The organism is Carboxylicivirga caseinilyticus (assembly GCF_050589785.1).
Classification (GTDB): Bacteria; Bacteroidota; Bacteroidia; order Bacteroidales; family Marinilabiliaceae; genus Carboxylicivirga; species Carboxylicivirga caseinilyticus.
In genome coordinates this window covers 11,996-32,448 of record NZ_JBNGOX010000035.1, presented here as the reverse complement: position 1 = coordinate 32,448, position 20,453 = coordinate 11,996, and the positions used below count along the sequence as shown (strand labels likewise).

The 20,453-nt window shown below is 35.4% G+C and carries 20 protein-coding genes; all 20 read left to right on the top strand.

The window, feature by feature from the left end:
- The first annotated feature begins 36 nt into the window (after positions 1–36).
- The 20 genes from ACRD62_RS16400 to ACRD62_RS16305 all read left to right on the top strand — a co-directional run bounded on the left by ACRD62_RS16400 (position 37) and on the right by ACRD62_RS16305 (position 20,325).
- Positions 37–1,305, top strand: a complete 1,269-nt coding sequence (locus ACRD62_RS16400; protein ID WP_430821201.1) for an ABC transporter ATP-binding protein — start codon at positions 37–39, stop codon at positions 1,303–1,305.
- A complete protein-coding gene (locus ACRD62_RS16395; protein WP_430821200.1) occupies positions 1,306–2,238 on the top strand; it encodes a sulfotransferase domain-containing protein in 933 nt (310 codons plus the stop codon).
- The gene (locus ACRD62_RS16390; protein ID WP_430821199.1) at positions 2,219–3,109 is read left to right on the top strand and encodes a hypothetical protein; all 891 of its coding nucleotides are present in this window, start codon (positions 2,219–2,221) and stop codon (positions 3,107–3,109) included. The genes ACRD62_RS16395 and ACRD62_RS16390 overlap by 20 nt, the downstream gene beginning before the upstream one ends.
- A gap of 1 nt (position 3,110) precedes the next feature.
- Positions 3,111–3,809, top strand: coding sequence for a hypothetical protein (locus ACRD62_RS16385; protein ID WP_430821198.1), 699 nt, complete (start codon positions 3,111–3,113; stop codon positions 3,807–3,809).
- Complete coding sequence (locus tag ACRD62_RS16380) at positions 3,806–4,702, top strand: alpha-1,2-fucosyltransferase (RefSeq protein WP_430821197.1); 897 nt, start codon at positions 3,806–3,808, stop codon at positions 4,700–4,702. Before ACRD62_RS16385 ends, ACRD62_RS16380 begins: the two co-directional genes overlap by 4 nt.
- Positions 4,687–5,736, top strand: a complete 1,050-nt coding sequence (locus tag ACRD62_RS16375; protein ID WP_430821196.1) for a glycosyltransferase family 2 protein — start codon at positions 4,687–4,689, stop codon at positions 5,734–5,736. Before ACRD62_RS16380 ends, ACRD62_RS16375 begins: the two co-directional genes overlap by 16 nt.
- The gene (locus ACRD62_RS16370; protein WP_430821195.1) at positions 5,736–6,707 is read left to right on the top strand and encodes a glycosyltransferase; all 972 of its coding nucleotides are present in this window, start codon (positions 5,736–5,738) and stop codon (positions 6,705–6,707) included. Before ACRD62_RS16375 ends, ACRD62_RS16370 begins: the two co-directional genes overlap by 1 nt.
- A gap of 1 nt (position 6,708) precedes the next feature.
- Positions 6,709–7,641: a glycosyltransferase family 2 protein gene (locus ACRD62_RS16365; RefSeq protein WP_430821194.1), complete on the top strand. Its 933-nt coding sequence runs from the start codon at positions 6,709–6,711 to the stop codon at positions 7,639–7,641.
- A complete protein-coding gene (locus ACRD62_RS16360; RefSeq protein WP_430821193.1) occupies positions 7,638–8,597 on the top strand; it encodes a glycosyltransferase family 2 protein in 960 nt (319 codons plus the stop codon). The genes ACRD62_RS16365 and ACRD62_RS16360 overlap by 4 nt, the downstream gene beginning before the upstream one ends.
- 2 nt (positions 8,598–8,599) lie before the next feature.
- Entirely contained in the window at positions 8,600–9,571 is a 972-nt protein-coding gene (locus ACRD62_RS16355; protein WP_430821192.1) for a polysaccharide deacetylase family protein, read from the top strand.
- Positions 9,552–10,652 carry an acyltransferase family protein gene (locus tag ACRD62_RS16350; RefSeq protein ID WP_430821191.1) on the top strand — a complete coding sequence of 367 codons (1,101 nt, stop codon included), beginning with the start codon at positions 9,552–9,554 and terminating at the stop codon, positions 10,650–10,652. The genes ACRD62_RS16355 and ACRD62_RS16350 overlap by 20 nt, the downstream gene beginning before the upstream one ends.
- Before the next feature lie 4 nt (positions 10,653–10,656).
- Positions 10,657–11,586, top strand: a complete 930-nt coding sequence (locus ACRD62_RS16345) for a glycosyltransferase family 2 protein (RefSeq protein WP_430821190.1) — start codon at positions 10,657–10,659, stop codon at positions 11,584–11,586.
- Position 11,587: 1 nt separating this feature from the next.
- Positions 11,588–12,478: a glycosyltransferase family 2 protein gene (locus tag ACRD62_RS16340; protein WP_430821189.1), complete on the top strand. Its 891-nt coding sequence runs from the start codon at positions 11,588–11,590 to the stop codon at positions 12,476–12,478.
- A gap of 3 nt (positions 12,479–12,481) precedes the next feature.
- Positions 12,482–13,804, top strand: coding sequence for a glycosyltransferase (locus ACRD62_RS16335; protein WP_430821188.1), 1,323 nt, complete (start codon positions 12,482–12,484; stop codon positions 13,802–13,804).
- Between the two features lie 82 nt (positions 13,805–13,886).
- On the top strand, positions 13,887–15,200 hold the full coding sequence (locus ACRD62_RS16330; RefSeq protein ID WP_430821187.1) for a glycosyltransferase family protein: 1,314 nt from the start codon (positions 13,887–13,889) through the stop codon (positions 15,198–15,200).
- Positions 15,201–15,313: 113 nt separating this feature from the next.
- Positions 15,314–16,648 carry a hypothetical protein gene (locus tag ACRD62_RS16325; RefSeq protein ID WP_430821186.1) on the top strand — a complete coding sequence of 445 codons (1,335 nt, stop codon included), beginning with the start codon at positions 15,314–15,316 and terminating at the stop codon, positions 16,646–16,648.
- A 180-nt stretch (positions 16,649–16,828) separates the two neighbouring features.
- Entirely contained in the window at positions 16,829–17,194 is a 366-nt protein-coding gene (locus tag ACRD62_RS16320) for a four helix bundle protein (RefSeq protein WP_430821185.1), read from the top strand.
- Between the two features lie 92 nt (positions 17,195–17,286).
- Entirely contained in the window at positions 17,287–18,621 is a 1,335-nt protein-coding gene (locus ACRD62_RS16315) for a glycosyltransferase family protein (protein ID WP_430821184.1), read from the top strand.
- 148 nt (positions 18,622–18,769) lie between these two features.
- Positions 18,770–19,021, top strand: coding sequence for a four helix bundle protein (locus ACRD62_RS16310; RefSeq protein WP_430821183.1), 252 nt, complete (start codon positions 18,770–18,772; stop codon positions 19,019–19,021).
- Positions 19,022–19,065: 44 nt separating this feature from the next.
- A complete protein-coding gene (locus tag ACRD62_RS16305; protein WP_430821182.1) occupies positions 19,066–20,325 on the top strand; it encodes a glycosyltransferase family 4 protein in 1,260 nt (419 codons plus the stop codon).
- The last annotated feature ends 128 nt before the right edge of the window (positions 20,326–20,453 follow it).

Sequence of the window (20,453 nt, the reverse complement as noted above, 5' to 3'; positions counted from 1 at the left end):
TAGATGACATAATTCGCATAAATTCGCGACAATTCGATGACTAAGACAATAATAAAAATAGAAAACCTATCTAAACAGTACCGCCTCGGTACCATTGGTACGGGTACTATTGCCCATGACCTGAACCGCTGGTGGCAGACCAATATTCTTAAAAATCCCGACCCTTACCTGAAGATTGGAGAAGCCAACGACCGGGCACATAAAGGCATGAGCGAATATGTGTGGGCTCTACGCGACATTAACCTGGATATTAAAGAAGGTGATGTGGTAGGTATCATTGGTAAAAACGGTGCGGGTAAAAGTACTTTGCTGAAAATACTCTCGCGCGTTACCGCTCCTACTACCGGTAGTATTAAGGTAAATGGCCGACTGGGCTCTTTATTGGAAGTTGGTACCGGTTTTCACCCTGAACTGACGGGGCGTGAGAACATTTTCTTAAACGGTGCTATATTGGGCATGACCAAGGCGGAGATACGCTCCAAGCTGGATGAGATCATCGATTTCTCAGGCTGTGAGCGTTACATAGACACCCCTGTTAAGCGTTACTCCAGTGGTATGAATGTACGACTAGGCTTTGCCGTAGCAGCTTTTTTAGAGCCCGAAATACTGGTGGTAGATGAAGTACTGGCCGTAGGCGATGCCGAGTTTCAGAAAAAGGCCATTGGTAAGATGCAGGATGTCTCACAAAACCATGGACGCACCGTATTGTTTGTGAGTCATAATATGGCAAGTATTAATAAGTTGTGCCCCAAGAGTATCATTTTAAAAAATGGAAGCATTCTATCAGAAGGAAAGTCAAACAATATTATCGAAGAATATATTTACGATAATTTGTCTGAAAATACGCTTAACGATAATATTCAATCTAAAGATGGTACAGTTAAGCTTGTAAAAATTACAATTAATAATGGAAAAAAACTCTTAACGGGGAAAAAAGCAAACTTTGAATTTGATATTTACTTTGCTAATCTTGTTAAAAATCCAGCCTTTATTATTGCAGTAAAAAGCCTTTCCGATGAGAACATCATTTTTCTATCCACTGAGCCTATAAGTGGTCATTACGTGGGAGACTGCAAAGGAAAAACTCGAGTATCCCTAAGCATTGAATCATTGAATTTAGGTGCTGGTAACTATTTATTATATTTTGGTATTGCACTTCCTAAAATTCAATTTCTTATCGAACCAACCAAGGTGTGTTCAATCGATGTTCAACCATTTGATGTATATAAATCAGGTTATCATATACATAACAATAAAAGCCTCCTTACAATTGATCATTCATGGCAAGTAAAATCAATTAAATAAATGGATAAAAAATTAGTGATACATATCGGTTATCACAAAACCGGGACTACCTTTCTCCAAAACAATATTTTCTCCAAAACAAAAGAAATTAATTATCTTGGACAGCCATTTGTCAATATGGATATTAAGAAGTTTTTTCAAGACTTAAAAGATTGTCATGATCTTTTATTTGATAAAAATGTTTTTATTCAAAGGTTCGATCGAATAATTGCAAATATTGATCAACCCGGCAAGCCAACATTAATTAGTTTGGAAAGTATTCATAGTGGCATTGATTGGTGGGGAAGAGAGTTAGTTGTAATGGCAAATAGAATAAGACAAGTATTTCCCAATGCAAAAATATTAATTGGTATTAGAGAGCAAACCAGTTATATTGAATCCCTGTACAAAGAATATATTGTGCATGGAGGCAGAATTAATTGGAATTACTTTTTATATCATTCACATTATTTCAAGTATCATTTACTGCCTAAGTTATACTATGATAAAGTCATTGAATTGTATTACTACTTGTTCAAGAAAGACAATGTTCATGTATATCTTCATGAAGAACTAAAAAATGATGCAAACAATACACTAACACTAATTAACCGGTTTATTGGTATAAATAAAAGCAACTTTGAAATCACAAGTGTATATGAAGGAATGAGTAAAAAACAATCTGAGCTTGTTCGTTTCATTAATTCAATATTTGTAATTGATAGTAGCGAAGAGTGTCATTTAAGAAACGGACGCTACTTAGATTTTTCTCGATCAAAAAAACGTAGAAAAATCATTAAATGGATCAGAAGTAACCTAGCATTAAATTCTAAATCAAAATATGTAACAAGTAAAGATTTAAACTTTATACAGGAACTTTTCAAAGATTCTAATAGTAGGTTAAGCAAGATATTAAATAAAGAATTAACACTTCATGGATACCTATCAAAATAGCAGATATGACTATATATTAATCTGGGGGCATGGAATCAAGTATCGAGATGATATTCTTTCGGCTATTAGGGATAATGAAAATTTTGACATAGTGCGCATACAAGATCACATACCAAGGTCTATTGAATATCTTGTTAAAAAAATTTACTCTTATGATTACGCTCCTTTTGAACATTTAAAACAAAAAACAAAATACTTAAAAACGACTCCCAATAGTGTAATTTTTGTATTTATTAAAAACAACAATCCTTGCATCGATTATTGGGGCGTAGAAGATTTTAGACATATTGAATCGCTAACACTAAAAAAATTTAAAGACCAACTAAGAGACAAATTTAATCCCAGGATTAATAATATAAGAACCGAAGACCACGTCATCCATGCGTCGGATAATGAGCTTCAGACCGACTATATACTAAAATATCTTGGCATTAATGATGGTGTAGATTTTTTTAAAAGACACAATAATTTTTTAGACTCACCATATTTTATTCCAGCATCAGATAAGGTACAAATAAAGAAAGTAGACATAAACAATTTGTATTGTAACATTCTGGAAGGAAGTAAAGACAAACCTCAATTAAAAACAGTTCAGATTAACGATTCTCCTCAATATGCAGGCTTGTCTGACATGTCTGTTTACTCAAACTACATTAAAAAATACATTGGAGGTCCACTCAAAGCAGACTATAGTATTCATAAATATATTGAATTAAGTAAGCAATTAAATTATTTATTTCCACCATTTCACAATAACTATATCATTGCAAAAATAATACACGAAAAATTAGTAATTATTGATGGATTGCATAGAGCTGCAATTCTAAAGTATCGCGAACAAAAAAATATACTTATTGCAATTATCGATTAATATGATTAACCTAATAGATTTCTTTAAAACAATTGAGTATGATTGTTACTGCATAATTAAAATAGATGATAAATTTCCTGAATATTCAATTGGAGATGATATAGATATTTTTTGTTTTGACATATCCCATATCATAAAGAATCTTCTAATAGTCACCAATCAATATATCGACAAAGGATTCACTGCACAAATTACAAAAAGAAGTGAAACACATACTCATTTTGATATTTTAAATAAAAATAAAATTGAAATAAGATTTGATTTATATCAACAGTTTCCTGGTTACAAAAATCTTAACATCAAAAAATCTCTTTTTGACGTCATTATCGAGAAACGAGAAAAGAAAATGATAAATAATTCATTATTTGTTTATGTGCCCAACAAAATTGACGAATTGATACTTCGCTATATTGAATATCATGAATGGTATGCTGAAAGGCCTGATAAAATTAAGCATATTGAATACATTCTGAAAAATGCAGAAGACAAAACCAAATTTCTTGACAGGATACACCATTACACTGCTTTACCAAAATACCATGAACATAAAATCATAATAAAATCAGACAAGCAAACAAAGAGAAAAATTAATATAAGAAACACAATCTCTCTATTAAAGAAATCAAAACACATACATAAGAAATCACCAAAAGAATTATTCAGGTTCATCCGCTGGAACATTATAAAGCACTTTAAATGATTGTCACCCGCTTAATTGGAGGCTTAGGTAATCAAATGTTTCAGCTCGCATTTGGCAAAGTCTTATCTATAAAAAACAAGACTAAGCTAAAATTAGACACGCATGCTCTTGAAGAAAATAACGCATCGACAAATTCTTTTACCGCAAGAGAGTATGAATTATCAATATTTGTAGGCGAAACTTTACAAATAGCCAACAATCGCGATATTGAGGTTTTTTACAATAAAAAGCCTCAAATTATCAAACGACTAAAAAAGTATTTCAATAAATATATTCGTAATGTTAGAATTTTAGTTGATGACAACAGTCCACATCAAAAATTACTAATTAAAAGCAAATACATATACTTAAATGGTTATTGGCAAAGTGAATTTTATTTTTCAGAATATAAGACAGAGATATTTGAACTTTTTCAATTCCCCAGCCTCCCTGTTGAATACACAAGAATTCAATTTGAAATAAGCCAATGCAATTCGGTCTCAATCCATATAAGAAGAGGTGATTATGCTAGTAGCAGTTACATTAATTCAATTCATGGACTGCTACCAATGTCATATTACAAATCCAGTATAAATACTATTCAAGACCTTTATCCGGAGTCCCATTTTTTTATATTTTCTGATGATATAGAATGGGTTAAGCTTAATTTCGACAGCAATCATAAACAAACCATTGTTGATACTTCGAGGTCTAACGAGGCACATATTGACATGCAATTAATGAGTTTATGCAAGCATAATATTATTGCCAACAGTAGTTACAGTTGGTGGGCTGCCTGGTTAAATCAGAATGAAAATAAGACAGTAATTGCGCCTAAAAAGTGGTTCGCCGACAATAAGAAAAACGATACACAAACAAAACACATAATTCCCAGAGCTTGGATACAGAAGTAAATAAAATAATGGTTTCTGTTATTATGTCAGTCCATAATGGAGCTACATATCTTAAAGAAGCAATAGATAGTGTCTTAAATCAAACTTTTTCAAATTTCGAATATATCATCATCAATGATGCATCAAGCGATAGGACCCATGATATTATTAAAACCTATACTGACGAAAGGATAAATTACATTATAAATCCTGAGAATTTAGGACTTACAAAATCATTAAATAAAGCCATAAGCATGGCTCAGGGGAAATATATTGCCCGTATGGATGCAGATGACATTTGTCAGCCAGATCGTTTATCTGAACAGGTATTATATATGGAGAGTAATTCTGATATAGGAATTTGTGGTACCAACTTCGAAGTTATAGGCAAAAAGAAAAGAAGTCATTTCCCTTTAGATCACGAAACTATCAATATAAAACTATTTCAGGGTATAAATCCTTTAGCTCATCCTAGTGTCATTATACGCAAAGAACTTTTTATAGATAAAAAGATATTTTATGACGAGAATATTAAGTATGCACAGGATTACAAATTGTGGGTTGATGCAGTTAAGCATATTAAGCTAGCTAACATTTCGGATATTCTTTTAAAATATCGTATTCACAACAACCAAATATCGGCATCCAAAAATAAAGAACAAAAACAGGTTGTAGAATTTATTTGTATTGAACAGGTAAAAGAACTCATGCCTTCAATTTCTGATAATGAAATTAATACTCACCTAAATTTTATTCATGAAAAAAAAATAATAGATATAGCTTGCATTGATAGTATTCAGAATTGGGCATATAAATTGATAAGAAGAAATAGGCAGGTTAACAAATATGATTTAGCTATTTTCGAGAAAGAAATAATTTTTATTCTTAAGAGAATAAAAATGGAGTTTTTTACACATAAATACCTTCGTGCAACTTCTTACTATCCTAGCATGCTGAGACTATACCTATCTCCAAGATACAATATGTATAAATATTATTCTTTAAAGGTTGGTTTAATTTTCGTTGTAAAATGCGTAATACGCTATAAAAAGTAATGGCAATATACTATTTAGTACCCGATAACTCTAAACCAAGCTGGGGTATTGGCGTTATTTATTACCATGTTAAAGCACTCAATGATTTAGGGTACGAAGCATATATTCTACATCAAAAAAAGGGTTTTCAATTACCTTGGCTGGAAGTTCCTGTTCCGATAAAATATATCGATAACCATCCGCCAAAGGCGATAACTGCCGATGATGTATTAGTCGTGCCAGAAGTTTTAGCTCATGAAGATTTTATACAGCAATATAAAGCAAGAAAAATATTGTTTATACAGGCTGCCGGATGGATTTTTGAAAAGATGCCCATTAATAAAAGTCATAAACACCTAGGTTTTTCCTCTGTCATGGTCATCTTACCACACATGATCCCAATCGTTGAGAAATTCATTAAACTTCCGGTATTTATAGTTCCTCCCATGTTGGCTGACTATTTCTTCAGTTCGCCGATCGCTGATAAACGTGAAAAAAGCATTGTGATGTACCCTAAATTTGATCAGATTGACTTTTCAATTGTCAACGGATTACTTAGGCGAAAAATAGGCAATAACAAACTAAAAAAAGCACTAGGCTTTGATTGGCGGATCAAACTATTGCAGGGCTTAACCCATCAAGAAGTGGCCATTACCTTTGATAAAGCCACTTTTTTTATCTCCTTAAATACATTTGAGGCACTAAATACATCGGTTGTGGAGGCTATGGCAAGGGGCTGTATAGTTTTTTGCTATGAGGGATTTGGCCCCAGAGACTTCTTAGAGAATGAAAAAAATGCTTTTGTATTTGGGAATAATGAACCTTATAAATTAGTAGAAAAAGTATACGATGTTCTGGAGCATCCAGAACAGTATAAAATTCAGCTTAGTGAAATGAGAAAGCAGGCATTAAATACAGCTATGCAATTTGCCTATAGTAAAATGAAAGCTGAGTTGTCCATTAATATCAAAAACCTAATGGCGAATAGTTAAAATGAAAAACGTGCAATATGGATATCCCAAACTATACACAATCATTGTTACTTATAATGGCATGCAATGGATTGAGCGCTGCATAAGCAGTCTGCTAAAGTCGGTGCTTCCAACTCACATACTGGTTATTGACAACCTTTCGACTGATGGTACACCCGATTATATAGAGCAACATTTCCCACAAGTGGATTTAATCCGGTCGGAACAGAATCTGGGATTTGGTAAAGGCAATAACATTGGGATGCAGAAAGCTTTGGAAGCGGCTGCAGATTATGTGTTTTTATTGAATCAGGATGCCTGGATTAAAGCAGATACACTAAAGGTTTTGGTGAATGCGCATAAGAGTAATTCTGAATATGGTGTTTTAAGTCCAGTACACCTTAATAGAATGGAAGATGGATTAGAAACTAAATTTGCTGAATATGCCGGTCCTGAAAATACAAATGGACTATTATCTGATTTAACCATTAACAAATTAAAGCAAGTTTACACTACAAAATTTGTAAATGCAGCTGCCTGGTTAATATCCTTAGAATGTTTGGCTAAAGTAGGTGGTTTTAATCCATTGTTTCCACATTACGGTGAAGATGAGGATTACATTAACCGATTACATTACTGGGGATTTAAAGTTGGTATCGTACCTGAGGCACGAATCATTCACGATTCGATATTTTCATGGGAGAAGATTGAACACCATCCGGTTCGTAACGTCATATTTAATCTTATTCCATTGGCAAATATTAATCAACGTTACCGAAGTGCCTGGTTACTATTTCTAAAGAAAAGTATGGATGAACTAAGTACTCTTCTTCTTTTCCGGAAGTTTAAGAAATTTAATACGCGCCAAAAGGCTTTTTGGAATACACTTATAAAAATTAAAAAAATCAAAAGAGCTAGAAATATCAGTTTAGAATCAACCGCATATCTAAAATGAAAAGTTTAGTTAGCATCATTACGCCCCTTTTTAACCGCCTCGATTTAGTACCCGAAACTTGGGCTGCCATCAAAGCTCAAACTTATATTGACTGGGAATGGATAGTTGTGGATGATGGTTCAACTGATGGCAGTGATACCTACATTAAAGAGTTAAGCCAAACCGATTCCCGCATTCAACTTTACTATCGAAAAAGTTTACCCAAAGGGCCGTCGAGATGCAGAAACCTGGGTGTACAAATGGCCAAAGGTGACTATTTGTTATTTCTGGACTCCGATGATATTATTACATCCACGTGTATCGAAAAAAGGGTGGATTTTATCCAACAGCATCCCCTACTTGATTTTGCTGTTTTCACTCAAGCTACCTTCGAAAAAAACATAAATAATTACAAAATTTTCGGTAAATATTATGACAAACCCAATGAATATCTTGAGTCTTTTTTAATGGACTCCCCACCCTGGTGTATCAGTGGCCCCATGTGGAGAAAAGAAAGTTTTATAAATACAGGTAGATTTCGAGAGGATTACACCATAATGGAAGACCCGGAATTACATATCCGTGCCATTCTGCAGGGTTTGGATTTTGAAGTAGTAGAGGGAGCACCCGACTTCTTTTATCGCTTACTGCCAAAAACACCGGAACAAGAACAAGTCTTTAGGCATAACTCCATTATAGGGCGCATGCGGTTTTACTTCGATTTATTGCCAACGCTTAATTTGAAACATCACAGGCAAGCCATTAGTAAAGGTATTTTAAATTTATATAAGAACTTTTTATTAGCGCGAATTAAAACTTACCATACAGAACATCAAGATTTTTTAGCCTGGGTCGAAACTAAAAAGTTGATAAACCCAGGAAAAATAAAACTAATAAAAGTGTATACGGTGTTTGCCATGCACTCGCTATTAACCAGAATCCCCTTAGCCAAAGGGTTTCTTTTTAAACTGATTTAGAATTGAAGAAAATCCTCTTCCTTTTCTTTGTACTATTGCTAATAATGGGCTGTCTCATTACATTTGGAGGTTACAAATACAACCATCGGCTTACCACCACCAAGGATGTACATTTTTTATACCCGGAAGCTAAATCAAAAGCTCTGATCCTCAGTTTTGACGATGGCAACATTCTGGATACCCAAATTGTCAGCACGCTGAATCATTATCACTTAAAGGGTACATTCTTCTTACATACCGCTCCGTTAATCCAATCATCGCAAAAACATATACCCTTAAAATTAATAGCTCAATTATATGACGGTCACGAAGTGGGTAGTCATGGCGTATCACATCTTAGGTTGAATGAAATGAATGATTCTTTGCTTTGGTATGAATTAAATAGTAGCAAAGACACTCTGGAAAAATATCTAAATAAAGCAGTTTACAGTTTGGCCTACCCCTTTGGCGATTATAATTCAAAAACCATTGAAATGGCTAAACAAGCGGGATATACCAATGCTCGTTCTATTAGCAATACCAACTTATTTAAACCCCCTGTTGATTTTTTACAATGGCATCCAACCTGTGCCTTATCGGAAGCTATAAAGAATCGGGAAGACTTTCTAAATACAGATTTACCATGGGTTAGAAATCTCAAATCAATTCTAGGTCAACAATTGAACATCCCTTATTCCTGGTCAAAAATGCAATACACTTGGGGCCATGCAACCGACTTTTCAAATCCCTCCGGACTGAAAATAGATGATTTTGAAGTTTTTTGTTCAGCTATTAAGTCACAAAATAATATTTGGAGTTGTACTTCAACAGAAGCAACAAGCTACTTTCAGTCTATTCAAAAACTAATTATCACTAAATACGAAATAGCCAATCCGGTTGAGAATACACAGTCTGTTTGGTTTTCATTTGCCGATAAAGAATACGTTATTCAACCCGGTGAAACATTTTCAATACATGAAACACTCAACAAATAATAAACCAATATTCAAGCCCAAAAGAACTTTTTATCCGGAACTGGAAAGCCTCAGAGCTTTGGCGGTACTTATGGTTTTAATGGCTCATTTTATCCCGAAAAATAGTATTTATTACGTCCCTTACATGTGGTATGGTGTAGATTTGTTTTTTACCATTTCAGGTTTTTTGATTACATCCATTTTATTGAAAGCTAAGCTAAACAAAAAGGAAAAAAATGGAAGACTTTTAAAAAACTTCTACATACGCCGTGCCTTGAGGCTATTCCCCATTTACTATCTTTTTATTATGTTTTTCTATCTGGCAAAACACTTGGGGAATCTCCACATGTGGAACGATGATTACAATTTCTACTTTTTCACCTATTTTCAAAACCTATATTTTTTCAAGATTGGCAACTTTAATAGCCTCTTTAGTCACCTGTGGTCTCTGGGTGTGGAAGAACAATTCTACCTGATTTGGCCATTTTTAATTCTGTTTCTACCCAAAAAAGTACTGCCTTTTTTCTTTAGTGGCATTATTGTCCTGTCATTGGGTTTAAATACTATTTACAGCACTACTCCAATGTTTAGAAATTTGACCTTTGCCAACTTTCACACCCTGGGTATTGGGGCCTTATTTGCTTTCTATCATGTGCACAAACAAGATTCACAATTATTTAAAGCAATCGTCAAAAACAGAACTCTAATTACAGCTATCCTTTTACCCATCATGATATTAGTACTAACTCAAAGTCATTACCTGGGATATACAGCTCCATTTATTTTAGAACTATTTTTAGCGCTCACCACTGTCAGTTTTGTTTTAACTGCAACTTATGGTTGGCAATGGGGTATTAATAAAGTAACACATCACAGGGCACTCATGCATATTGGAAAAATCAGTTATGGAATTTATCTATTTCATTTGCCACTGCCGGCATTAACTAAAGTATTGGTTCAAAAGACAACCGGATTTGAACTAAATTTTAAAGATGACCTTTGGAGTTTTGTTGTATTTACAATAATGACAATTGTATTAGCACATGTTTCCTTTCGGTTTATCGAAACTCCATTTTTAAAACTTAAAACAAATTTTGACTAGAATCATGCCCCATTCATCGATTCAAAAGCCTGAAATATCAATCATCATTCCCGTTAAAAACGGTATTGCAACTATTAATGCTTGTCTTCATGCCATCTTCAGTCAAACGTTAATTGACCAAACCGAAGTAATCATCATTGATAGTGGAAGTACAGATGGCACATTGGATATTATCAGTCAGTATCCGGTTCGATTATATCAAATTCCGCCTGAAGCTTTTAACCATGGTACCACACGTAATTATGGGATTTCATTGGCTAAAGGTGATTACATAATGATGACTGTGCAGGATGCCATTGCACCAGATGAATATTGGTTAGAAATAATGCACTCTCATTTCTCTGATGACAAATTAGCAGGGGTTTGTGGAATGCAAAGGATACCTCAATTGCAAAGTATTAATCCCTTTGAATGGACACGTGCCATTAATTTGCCTGAAATCAGAGCATATCAATTTAAAAACATTAATGATTTTAATGAGCTCTCACCAAGTACGAAGAGAGAGATATGTGGTTGGGATAATGTGAACAGTATGTACCGAAAAACTATTTTGACATCCTACCCTTTCGAACCTGTTAAATTTGGTGAGGATATTCGCTGGGCGATTTCAATAATAAAAGAAGGCTTTAAAATCCTCTATGATCCTCATGCCAAGGTAGCTCATTATCATCCTTTTGATAAAAGCAGTGAGTTCCACAGAAAATACATTGAGATAGCACAAGATGATATCCTTTTAGAATTAAAGAGCAAGCGGGTGCCTCTATTGAAATCTTTTATCATGCTATTGTACAAAGCCTATAAATGGCGCATTAACCCCAAATGGATGTTTACTCAGATATACCGTTGGTTGATTTACAATCAGGCACATAAGCAGTATATAACTGCAAAAAGAAACCACTCAAAAGACGAAATCATAAAACAACTATTTATATAACATGGATACTCCTTTAGTAAGTGTCTTAATGACCGTTTACAACCGAGAAAAATTCATTGCTGAAGCCATTGAAAGTGTACTTGCTTCATCATACCAAAACTGGGAGTTAATTATCGTTGATGATCGGAGTACTGACTCATCTGTTGAAATTGCCCGCAGATATGAGCAAGCAGATGCCCGTATTAAAGTATTCATAAATGAGCACAATTTAGGAGATTATCCCAATCGAAATAAAGCAGCTTCATACGCCAAAGGCAAGTACTTAAAGTATCTGGATTCTGACGATTTAATATATCCTCATGGATTAAACCTAATGGTTGCTGCCATGGAAAAGTTCCCCGAAGCGGCCATTGGCATGTCCAACTTTCAAGAAGATGAACAACAACAGTTTCCCTATAGTTTTAGTTCGGGAGAAGCGTATTACCAGCATTTTTTGAGAAAAGGTCTTCTATATTCGGGTCCTACGGGTGCAATATACCGCGCATCCAGTTTTTTTGAATTAAAAGGGTTTGATGCGCAATACAGTGTTGCAACCGATATGGACTTTAATTTAAAATGCGCAAAATTAGGGCCGGTTGCTATTTTTCAAAGAGATCTGTTCTGGTGGCGTCCTCATGAAGGACAGGAAATTAATTTACGACAGCACGAATATGAATCATTTAATGATAAAATAAATAAAATCCATCTTTCTGGATCAGATTGTCCATTGACTGAAAAAGACAGGAAAGTAGCCTATTTTAACTTAAAAAATATACAAGCACGTCGGGCAATGTCTTTACTAATCAGGTTTAATTTTGTAATGGCGCTTAAAAAAATCAATGACTTAAGCATTCCGGCTAAATCACTTTTAATCTGCATTTTGCCAACAAGATTGCGTATTCAATTATATTAATAGATGTCTGTATCTCGAAAACTACTCTTCACCCTCGAATCCTTTTTCCCCTCACATCGTGCCGGAACTGAAGTGTATGTGCTTAACCTTTGCCATTATTTTAAAACTAAAGGTTGGAAGGTTGGAGTATTAATTGCCACTACTGAATCTAAAGAAGATTACGAATACGAGAACATTCCGGTATATACCTTTCCAATACCACTAAAACCTGATCCGAAAGAATTAAATGGCTTGATACCACCAAGAGGCATTGAAGGCTTTTTGAAAAGAGTAAAAGAAATCCAGCCTGATTTGGTCCACTTTCACTCCTTTGGCCGTGCCATTAATGGTTATCATTTAAGAGCAGTAAAAGAATTAGGAATTAAAACAGCTTTTACTCCTCATTTAGGGAGTTTCTTTTGTATAAAAGGTGATGTCAGATTATATGGGAAAGAAAATTGTGACTGTCGCGTTGATGTAAAACGCTGCCTAAGCTGTCTGTTTCAAAGCAGGGGAAACAATAAAACCATTTCTAATTTACTAAGTATTTCATTTCAACAGTTACACAAATTAACAACTCAACACAAAAAAATCGCTCCAGCCGTATTTCAGGTTGATCACCGCAAAGCAGAGTTAGACCGTGTCAAAAAATATGCAGATATCGTATTTTCAATAGCACCCTGGATTCAGGAGGCATTCGAAATCAATGGCATCACCAAAGCGAAATTAATACCCCAGGGCATCAGTCCTGTTTTCTTTAACAGTTCGACAATTCAACAACTCAACTCCCGATGGCTATCGGGATCAACAGATAAAATACATTTCGCCTTCATCGGCCGTATGCACCCTTCAAAAGGTTTTCATTTATTAAAGGAAGCCTGGGAACAAATAGATAAAAGTAAAGCTCATTTACATGTACTGACCAATCCTTCAGGCGGCGAAACGGAGTACTTTGATGAACACAAAAAATGGGCATCTGAAAAAGCAAACATAACGTGGAATGAAGCCCTTTCGCAACAGGAGGTTGTATACTATTTGAATCAAGTTGACGTACTTATTCTGCCTTCAGTATCCAACGAAGTGGCCCCCTTGGTGATACTGGAAGCCGCCACCCGAAAAATTCCGGTAATTGGTTCTGATTACATTGCCATAAAAAGCATGATTAATGATGGTATAGATGGTTTATTATTTAAGAATGGTGATACCGAACAACTTTGTTCAAGAATACAAAAATTAATTAACCAACCAGAATTGATTAATCAGTTTTCAAATAACATTAAAACACCACACTCAATGGATGCTGTGGCAATAATCATTGAACAAGAGTATTTGTACATTTTAAAATAATGTAAAAGAACAACCCGAAAAACCCAAATCCTATCTCCTATAACCTACTGATCTATTCACCTAACAAGCTAACGACCTTATAATGCACATCCTTTTCCTCACAACAAATAACCTGGCCACCAATCCACGTTTGTATAAGGAGCTTTGCTATGCCTTAGAGTTAGGACACCAATGCACACTCCTTCAATTTAAACTGGGGAATTGGAGTGACTGCAGAAGTGATGAGTTATTAGTTAAAAGTGATGAGTTAAAAAGAGTCCAGGTTATAAATATTGACGCTACACCGACAGATAGAATAAAATGGCTGAAGTGGGGATTGTTGGAAAAGTTTGCACAAAAGCTTTATCCTATCTTTAAAAGGAGTATGAAAATAAATGCTCTGGCAACTAGTCGCCGGGCTTTTCAGTTATTACATACTGCATTAAAACTGAATGAAAAACCAAATTTAATATGTGCTCATAATCTGGGCACTTTATATCCGGCCTGGAAATGTAGTCAAAAATGGAATATCCCCTTTGTATTTGATGTGGAAGATTACCACCCTGGTGAGTTTATCCGCTTCGATGCCAAAAACGAAAAGAAGCGCCGTGAGTTTTTAATGAAAAAGCTTTTACCTGATGCCCATGCACTCACATTGGCTAGTCCTTTAATTAGTGAATATACATTAAAACTGATTGGAGGTCATCCAAATCATAAGGTAATTCTCAACAGTTTTCCTTCTTCGGAATTCATAATGCCTAAAACCTATGACCTAGTTCCTAAAACCTCAAATGCTCTGCGTTTGGTCTGGTTTAGCCAAAAGATATCCTTCGGCCGTGGTCTCGAACAACTATTAGAAGCTCTTACTCTATTAATTAAATCTAGTGACCTATTGACATATCAACCTATCAACCTGACATTAATAGGAGACCTCGATCCATCCTTTAAGCAACAAATCATCCAACCCTTCTTGTCCTCCATAGCTTCAGCGAAAGAGGATAAATCGCAAATCATAAATCTTCACATCGAAAATCCAATGTCTCAACCCGACCTCCACGCCGAACTCGCCAACCACGACATTAGCCTTGCTTTAGAACCAGGTAAAGACTTAAACAACAATCTGGCCATCTCCAATAAAATAATTGCCTATGCTCAAGCCGGATTATATATATTGGCAACTGATACTCCGGCTCAAAAGCAATTTATGGACACAGATACGAACAGAGGATGTATTTCAGGTCAAACAGTCGTTAAACTAAAAGACAGCCTCTTTAATTTAATGAGTAAAACTGAATCAATTAGAAGGCAACATCAGGAAAGATTTAAGAGAGGTAAAGAACTGGCATGGGAGCAAGAAAGAGAAAAATTAATAACCATTTGGATGGCAACACCTACATCTATTGAAAATCAAAATTAATTATTACTCCACTCTCTGACCTTTGCTATAAATACTTTGTTTACTTTGCGGTATAAAAACGAAAATCGACCTACTTTTAATTTGTTGACAAATTATTCGCCTAATCATTATTAATGACCATTAAAACCAACATAATACTTTCAGCCTTTTTAGCATTAATACTCTTGGTTAACGGGGCTTATTTATGGACAGCCATTGGACTTGGGTTGGCACTTTTCTATACCTTAAAAGTAATTGACCGCATGGGCCAACGCATCCCCATAGTGGATTTAATGACCGCCATGGCTGCCCTGCAATGGATTGTTGGCCCGGCCATTGACTATTATAATGAGGCCTATCACTATAAATATCATATGTATGTTGAGGAAATGGTATATATGTCCTTTGTGGTACCGGCAATTATCGTCTTTCGCATAGGTACCTTAATGTTTAAAGATCACTCCAGCCTCGAAGATATAGGAAATAGAGTCAGCATATTACTAGGTGATTATCCAAAGTTACCCTATTACTTTATAGTTATCGGATTATTAATACCTTATTTTTCAGGATTTCTACCAGCATCCTTAAGTTTTGTCTTTTTCCTCTTAGCCAATATTAAATACATCGGTGTTATTTACCTTCTATTTTCAGGCAAGCCCAATCGCTGGCCCATCTTTTGGGCTACCATGGCCTTTACGGCAGTGGTTTCCATAGCTGCCGGTATGTTTCACGATTTACTTCTTTGGGCCATGTTATCATTTACTTTTGTGGCCAGGGAGCTTAAGCTTACTTTTATCAACAAACTGGGAGTAGCTGTCTTAGGGATCTTTTTTGCAGTGACCATTCAATCCGTAAAAGCGCAATACCGCGAAATGGTATGGAAGCAGGGCTATAGCGGTAATAAAGTAGCTTTATTTCTTGGATTGGCTACCAGTCAGTGGAGTGATGGCAGCATACTGACACCATCCACAGAAGAAGATATGAATGTTCGTCTTAACCAGGGCTGGATTATCTCCGCAGTAATGAAAAATACCAACGAGAAAGAATCCTTTGCCGGCGGTGCCACTATATGGGAAGGTATTGAATCCAGTTTATTACCCCGCTTTCTGGCTCCCAATAAGAAAAAAGCTGGCGGCCGGGAACATTTTCGTCTATTTACGGGCCTTGAGATTGATGATAATACGTCCATGGGTATTAGTATTGTAGGAGAAGGCTATGCCAATTATGGCTATTGGGGAGGTATCTTCTTTATGTTTTTTTGGGGTGTATTTATCTCTTGGTTCTGGAAAAAACTGGAGGATTGGAGCTCCTTTTATCCGACTCTACTGATCTGGAGTCCTATTTTATTTCTCCAGGTGGTTAAAGCCGAAACCGAATTTGCTGTTGTATTGAATCACCTGATCAAAGCCAGTGTATTAGTATTTGGTTTATTGTGGTTTATTAAACGGCAGTGGGGGATTAGAATCTAGATCGCTTCGCTCATAGGTCTTAGGTTTTAGGGGTTAGAATTTTAGACTTAAAGATTATTGCATGTCGATAACTGTACACCTATATTCTATTCCTAAAAACAACATCATATTTCACAAATTACTTACTATACCTCCCCCTAAGAACTAAAACCTATAACCTAACCCCTATATCCTATAACAATGAATAATTTTGAATTCAAAGATCTAATCGTTTGGCAAAAAGCAATTGAGTATGCCAACGAAATATTAAATATTTGTGATCAGGTAAAAGGACATTATAGGCTAATTGAACAAATGGAGGCTTGTTCTACATCCATTCCTCAAAATATTGCAGAAGGAAAGGGCAGACATTCCTTAAAAGAGTTCATTCACTTTTTACATATTGCTCGTGGATCATTATATGAATCAGTAACATTACTTGTTATTTTTGAAAAACGTAAATTTATTTCATCTGAGCAATTAAAAAATTTTGAAACAGATGCTTTCGAAATATTAAAAATGATCAATGCTTTAATTACCTCCAAAAGAAACAAATTAGAGATATAAGATCCTGTAACTTCACCAACCTAAATCCTAATTCCTATTCCCTAATACCTATTTCCTAAAACCTATTCCCAAAATCCTAGAACCTATCATTCATGAACACAATCCTTATCATATATCCACACTGGCATCCGGCAAACCTAGCAGGCGTGCAACGTCCCCGGTTAATTGGAAATTATCTGAAAGAACTGGACTGGCTACCTCGTGTATTAACAGTTGATGCTGGTTATTTTGAAGAAACACCTGATCCTGATTTCGAAAAGACTTTTTCGGATGATTTTAGCGTTACACGAGTTAAAGCCTTTAAAGTAAGTAAGCCACGCTTAATAGGTGACATTGGTTTAAGAGCCTTTTATCAGTTGTATAAAGAAGCGAAAAACATTATTAGTAAAGAACAGATTGATTTTATTTGGTTACCCATCCCCAGTTTTTATAACGCCCTCTTGGGTAGACTTCTTTACGAAAAAACAAAGATATCATATGGCATTGATTATATCGATCCATGGGTACGGGATATCAGTAACCAGAATAACTTGCGGGCAAAACTTAGTCAATGGATTGCTCGAGTATTAGAGCCCATCGCCATAAAAAAAGTTAGCGTAATTAGTGGTGTCAGTACTCCCTACTTTGCTCCCGCTATCCAACGTAATTTCCCCTCAATAGCTAATAAGCTACTAACTACTGACTTCTCTCATTTGACTAATAAAATCCTAAACCCTAACACTCTAAAACCTATAACCCACGTAGGCATGCCCTACGGCTTCGATCCCAACGATCATAAAATAAAATTAGAGAACTTGACCTATCCTTGGGAAAGTACTCTCCTAAATCCTAAATCCTATCACCTAAAACCTAAAATCTGGCTCTACGCCGGTGCCTTCCTACCCAACAGTCATATTCTACTGGATTCCTTTTTTAAAAGCATATCAGAGTTACGCAAAGAAGGGAAATGGGATAAGGATATTCAACTTTGGTTTATAGGTACCGGTCAATACCCTGCAAAGCGCATAACGGCCTATGCAGAGGATCATGAGATCAGTGATATCGTATTCGAAAATCGGGAACGCTATCCATTCCTTAAGGTACTTAATTTTCTTTCAGTAGCTGATACAGTGATGATTATTGGCAGCACCGAAGAACATTATACAGCCAGTAAAACCTATCAGTCACTATTAAGTGAAAGACCTGTATTAAGTATTTTCCATCACAAAAGTAGTGCTGTGAAAGTAATGGAAGATTGTAAGGCAGATCAATATACTGTCAGATACAAACCGAAGATGACAGAAAATGATTTGGTTATGGAATTTAAAGCAGTACTCTCAAAAAGACTTTCAGACCAGGACTGGAATCCTGATTTATCTGCTTTAGATCAATATTCAGCAAAAGAAAGTGCCCGGAAGTTAGTGGAAGCATTAGAAGCTGTAATTTAGAGTTAACAGTTTTCAGTAGTGAGTTATGAGTAATATAAAAAGCTTTAAGGAGTTAATTGTCTATCAGAAAGCATTCCAGCTATCTATGGATATTTTTGAAGATTCAAAAGAATTTCCCAAAGAAGAAAAATAAGCTCTGACGGATCAAATGAGACGATCATCACGTTCGATATGCTCGAACATAGCTGAAGCCTGGGCTAAAAAGATTTACCCAAAATCGTTTGTCAATAAAATTTCTGATTCTTTGGGTGAAGAATATGAAACTGAAGTATGGTTAGAATATGCCTGGAAATGCAATTATGTAACAGAAGCAAAATATCAGAAGTATATTGAATCATATAATGAAGTTCGCAAAATACTATTAGCTATACTATCACATCCAGAAAAATTCAGCAGATAATCAATACTTATCACAAGTCACTAACAACCTTCTACTCACAACTAATGACTAAAAAAAAGCGTCTGGCCATTATCTCCACCCACCCTATCCAGTACAATGCCCCCTGGTTTGCCATGCTCCATAAACGGGAAAACTGTCATTTAACGGTGTTTTACACCTGGCCACAGGCCATTGAGGGATTCAATGACCCCGATTTTAAACAAAAAGTACAATGGGATATTCCCTTATTAGATGGATATAACTATGAATTGGTAGATAACATTAGTCAACATCCCTCATCAAAAAGGTGGAGTGGCATAGACAACCCTACTTTAATTAAGAATGTAAAAGACTATACCCCTGATGCTATCCTTATATTTGGATGGAAATTGAAAAGTCATTTTCAGGTGATGCGTCATTTCAAAGGTAAAGTACCTATCTGGTTCAGGGGTGATAGCACCTTATTAGACCATGATATCCAAACCATTTCTCAACTATTCAACTCTTCAACTCATCAACTCCCGATTGTTATCGGGATCAACACAACAAAACAACTCTTAAAATTTAAAATTCGTCAATTCACACTTAAATATGTTTATCGGCATATCGACAAAGCCTTTTATGTTGGCACCAACAGTAAAAAATATTTCCAAGTCCACGGACTCAAAGACCATCAGTTAGTACTCGCACCTCATGCCATCGACAACCATCGTTTTACGGGTATTGATAAAAATGAATACGAAAATAAGGCTAAGCAGTGGCGAAAAGATCTGGGGATTAAGCCAGAGGATAAAGTCGTTTTATTTGCAGGAAAACTTGAATCAAAGAAAAATCCTTTACTCCTACTCAATGCTATTCAACAATTAAACTCCCAATCGTTATCGAGATCAGCAATTCAACCAATTAAACTCATTTTCATCGGATCCGGTCCTCTTGAAAAAAAACTGAAACACCTTTCACAAGGTGATCCCAACATCTTCTTTATTCCTTTTGTAAACCAAAGTCAGATGCCTGTTGCATACCGGTTAGGAAATATTTTTTGCCTTCCTTCAAAAGGTCCGGAGGAAACCTGGGGATTAGCAGTTAATGAAGCCCTGGCCTCAGGTAGGCCTGTTCTGGTGAGTGATAAGGTAGGTTGTGCAGTTGACATTGTTACATCTGGTGTTGGACGAATATTTAAATCCAATACTAAAAATGAGCTTCTCGCTTGTCTAAATGAATTGCTTCAATCCAACATACAACCTGACACCTGTCAAAACCACATTGCAAATTGGAGCTTTGAGGCTATTTGCCAAAGTATGGAATCAGAACTATCAGAATTATAACATTCAACTTTTCAACTATTAACTTTCAACTCTTCCAATTTTCAACCTTCATCTTTAATCTTTAATCTTTAATCATCCCCAGATTTAACTATGCTGATTTTTCAATTAGCAGATTAAAAGTTTCCATT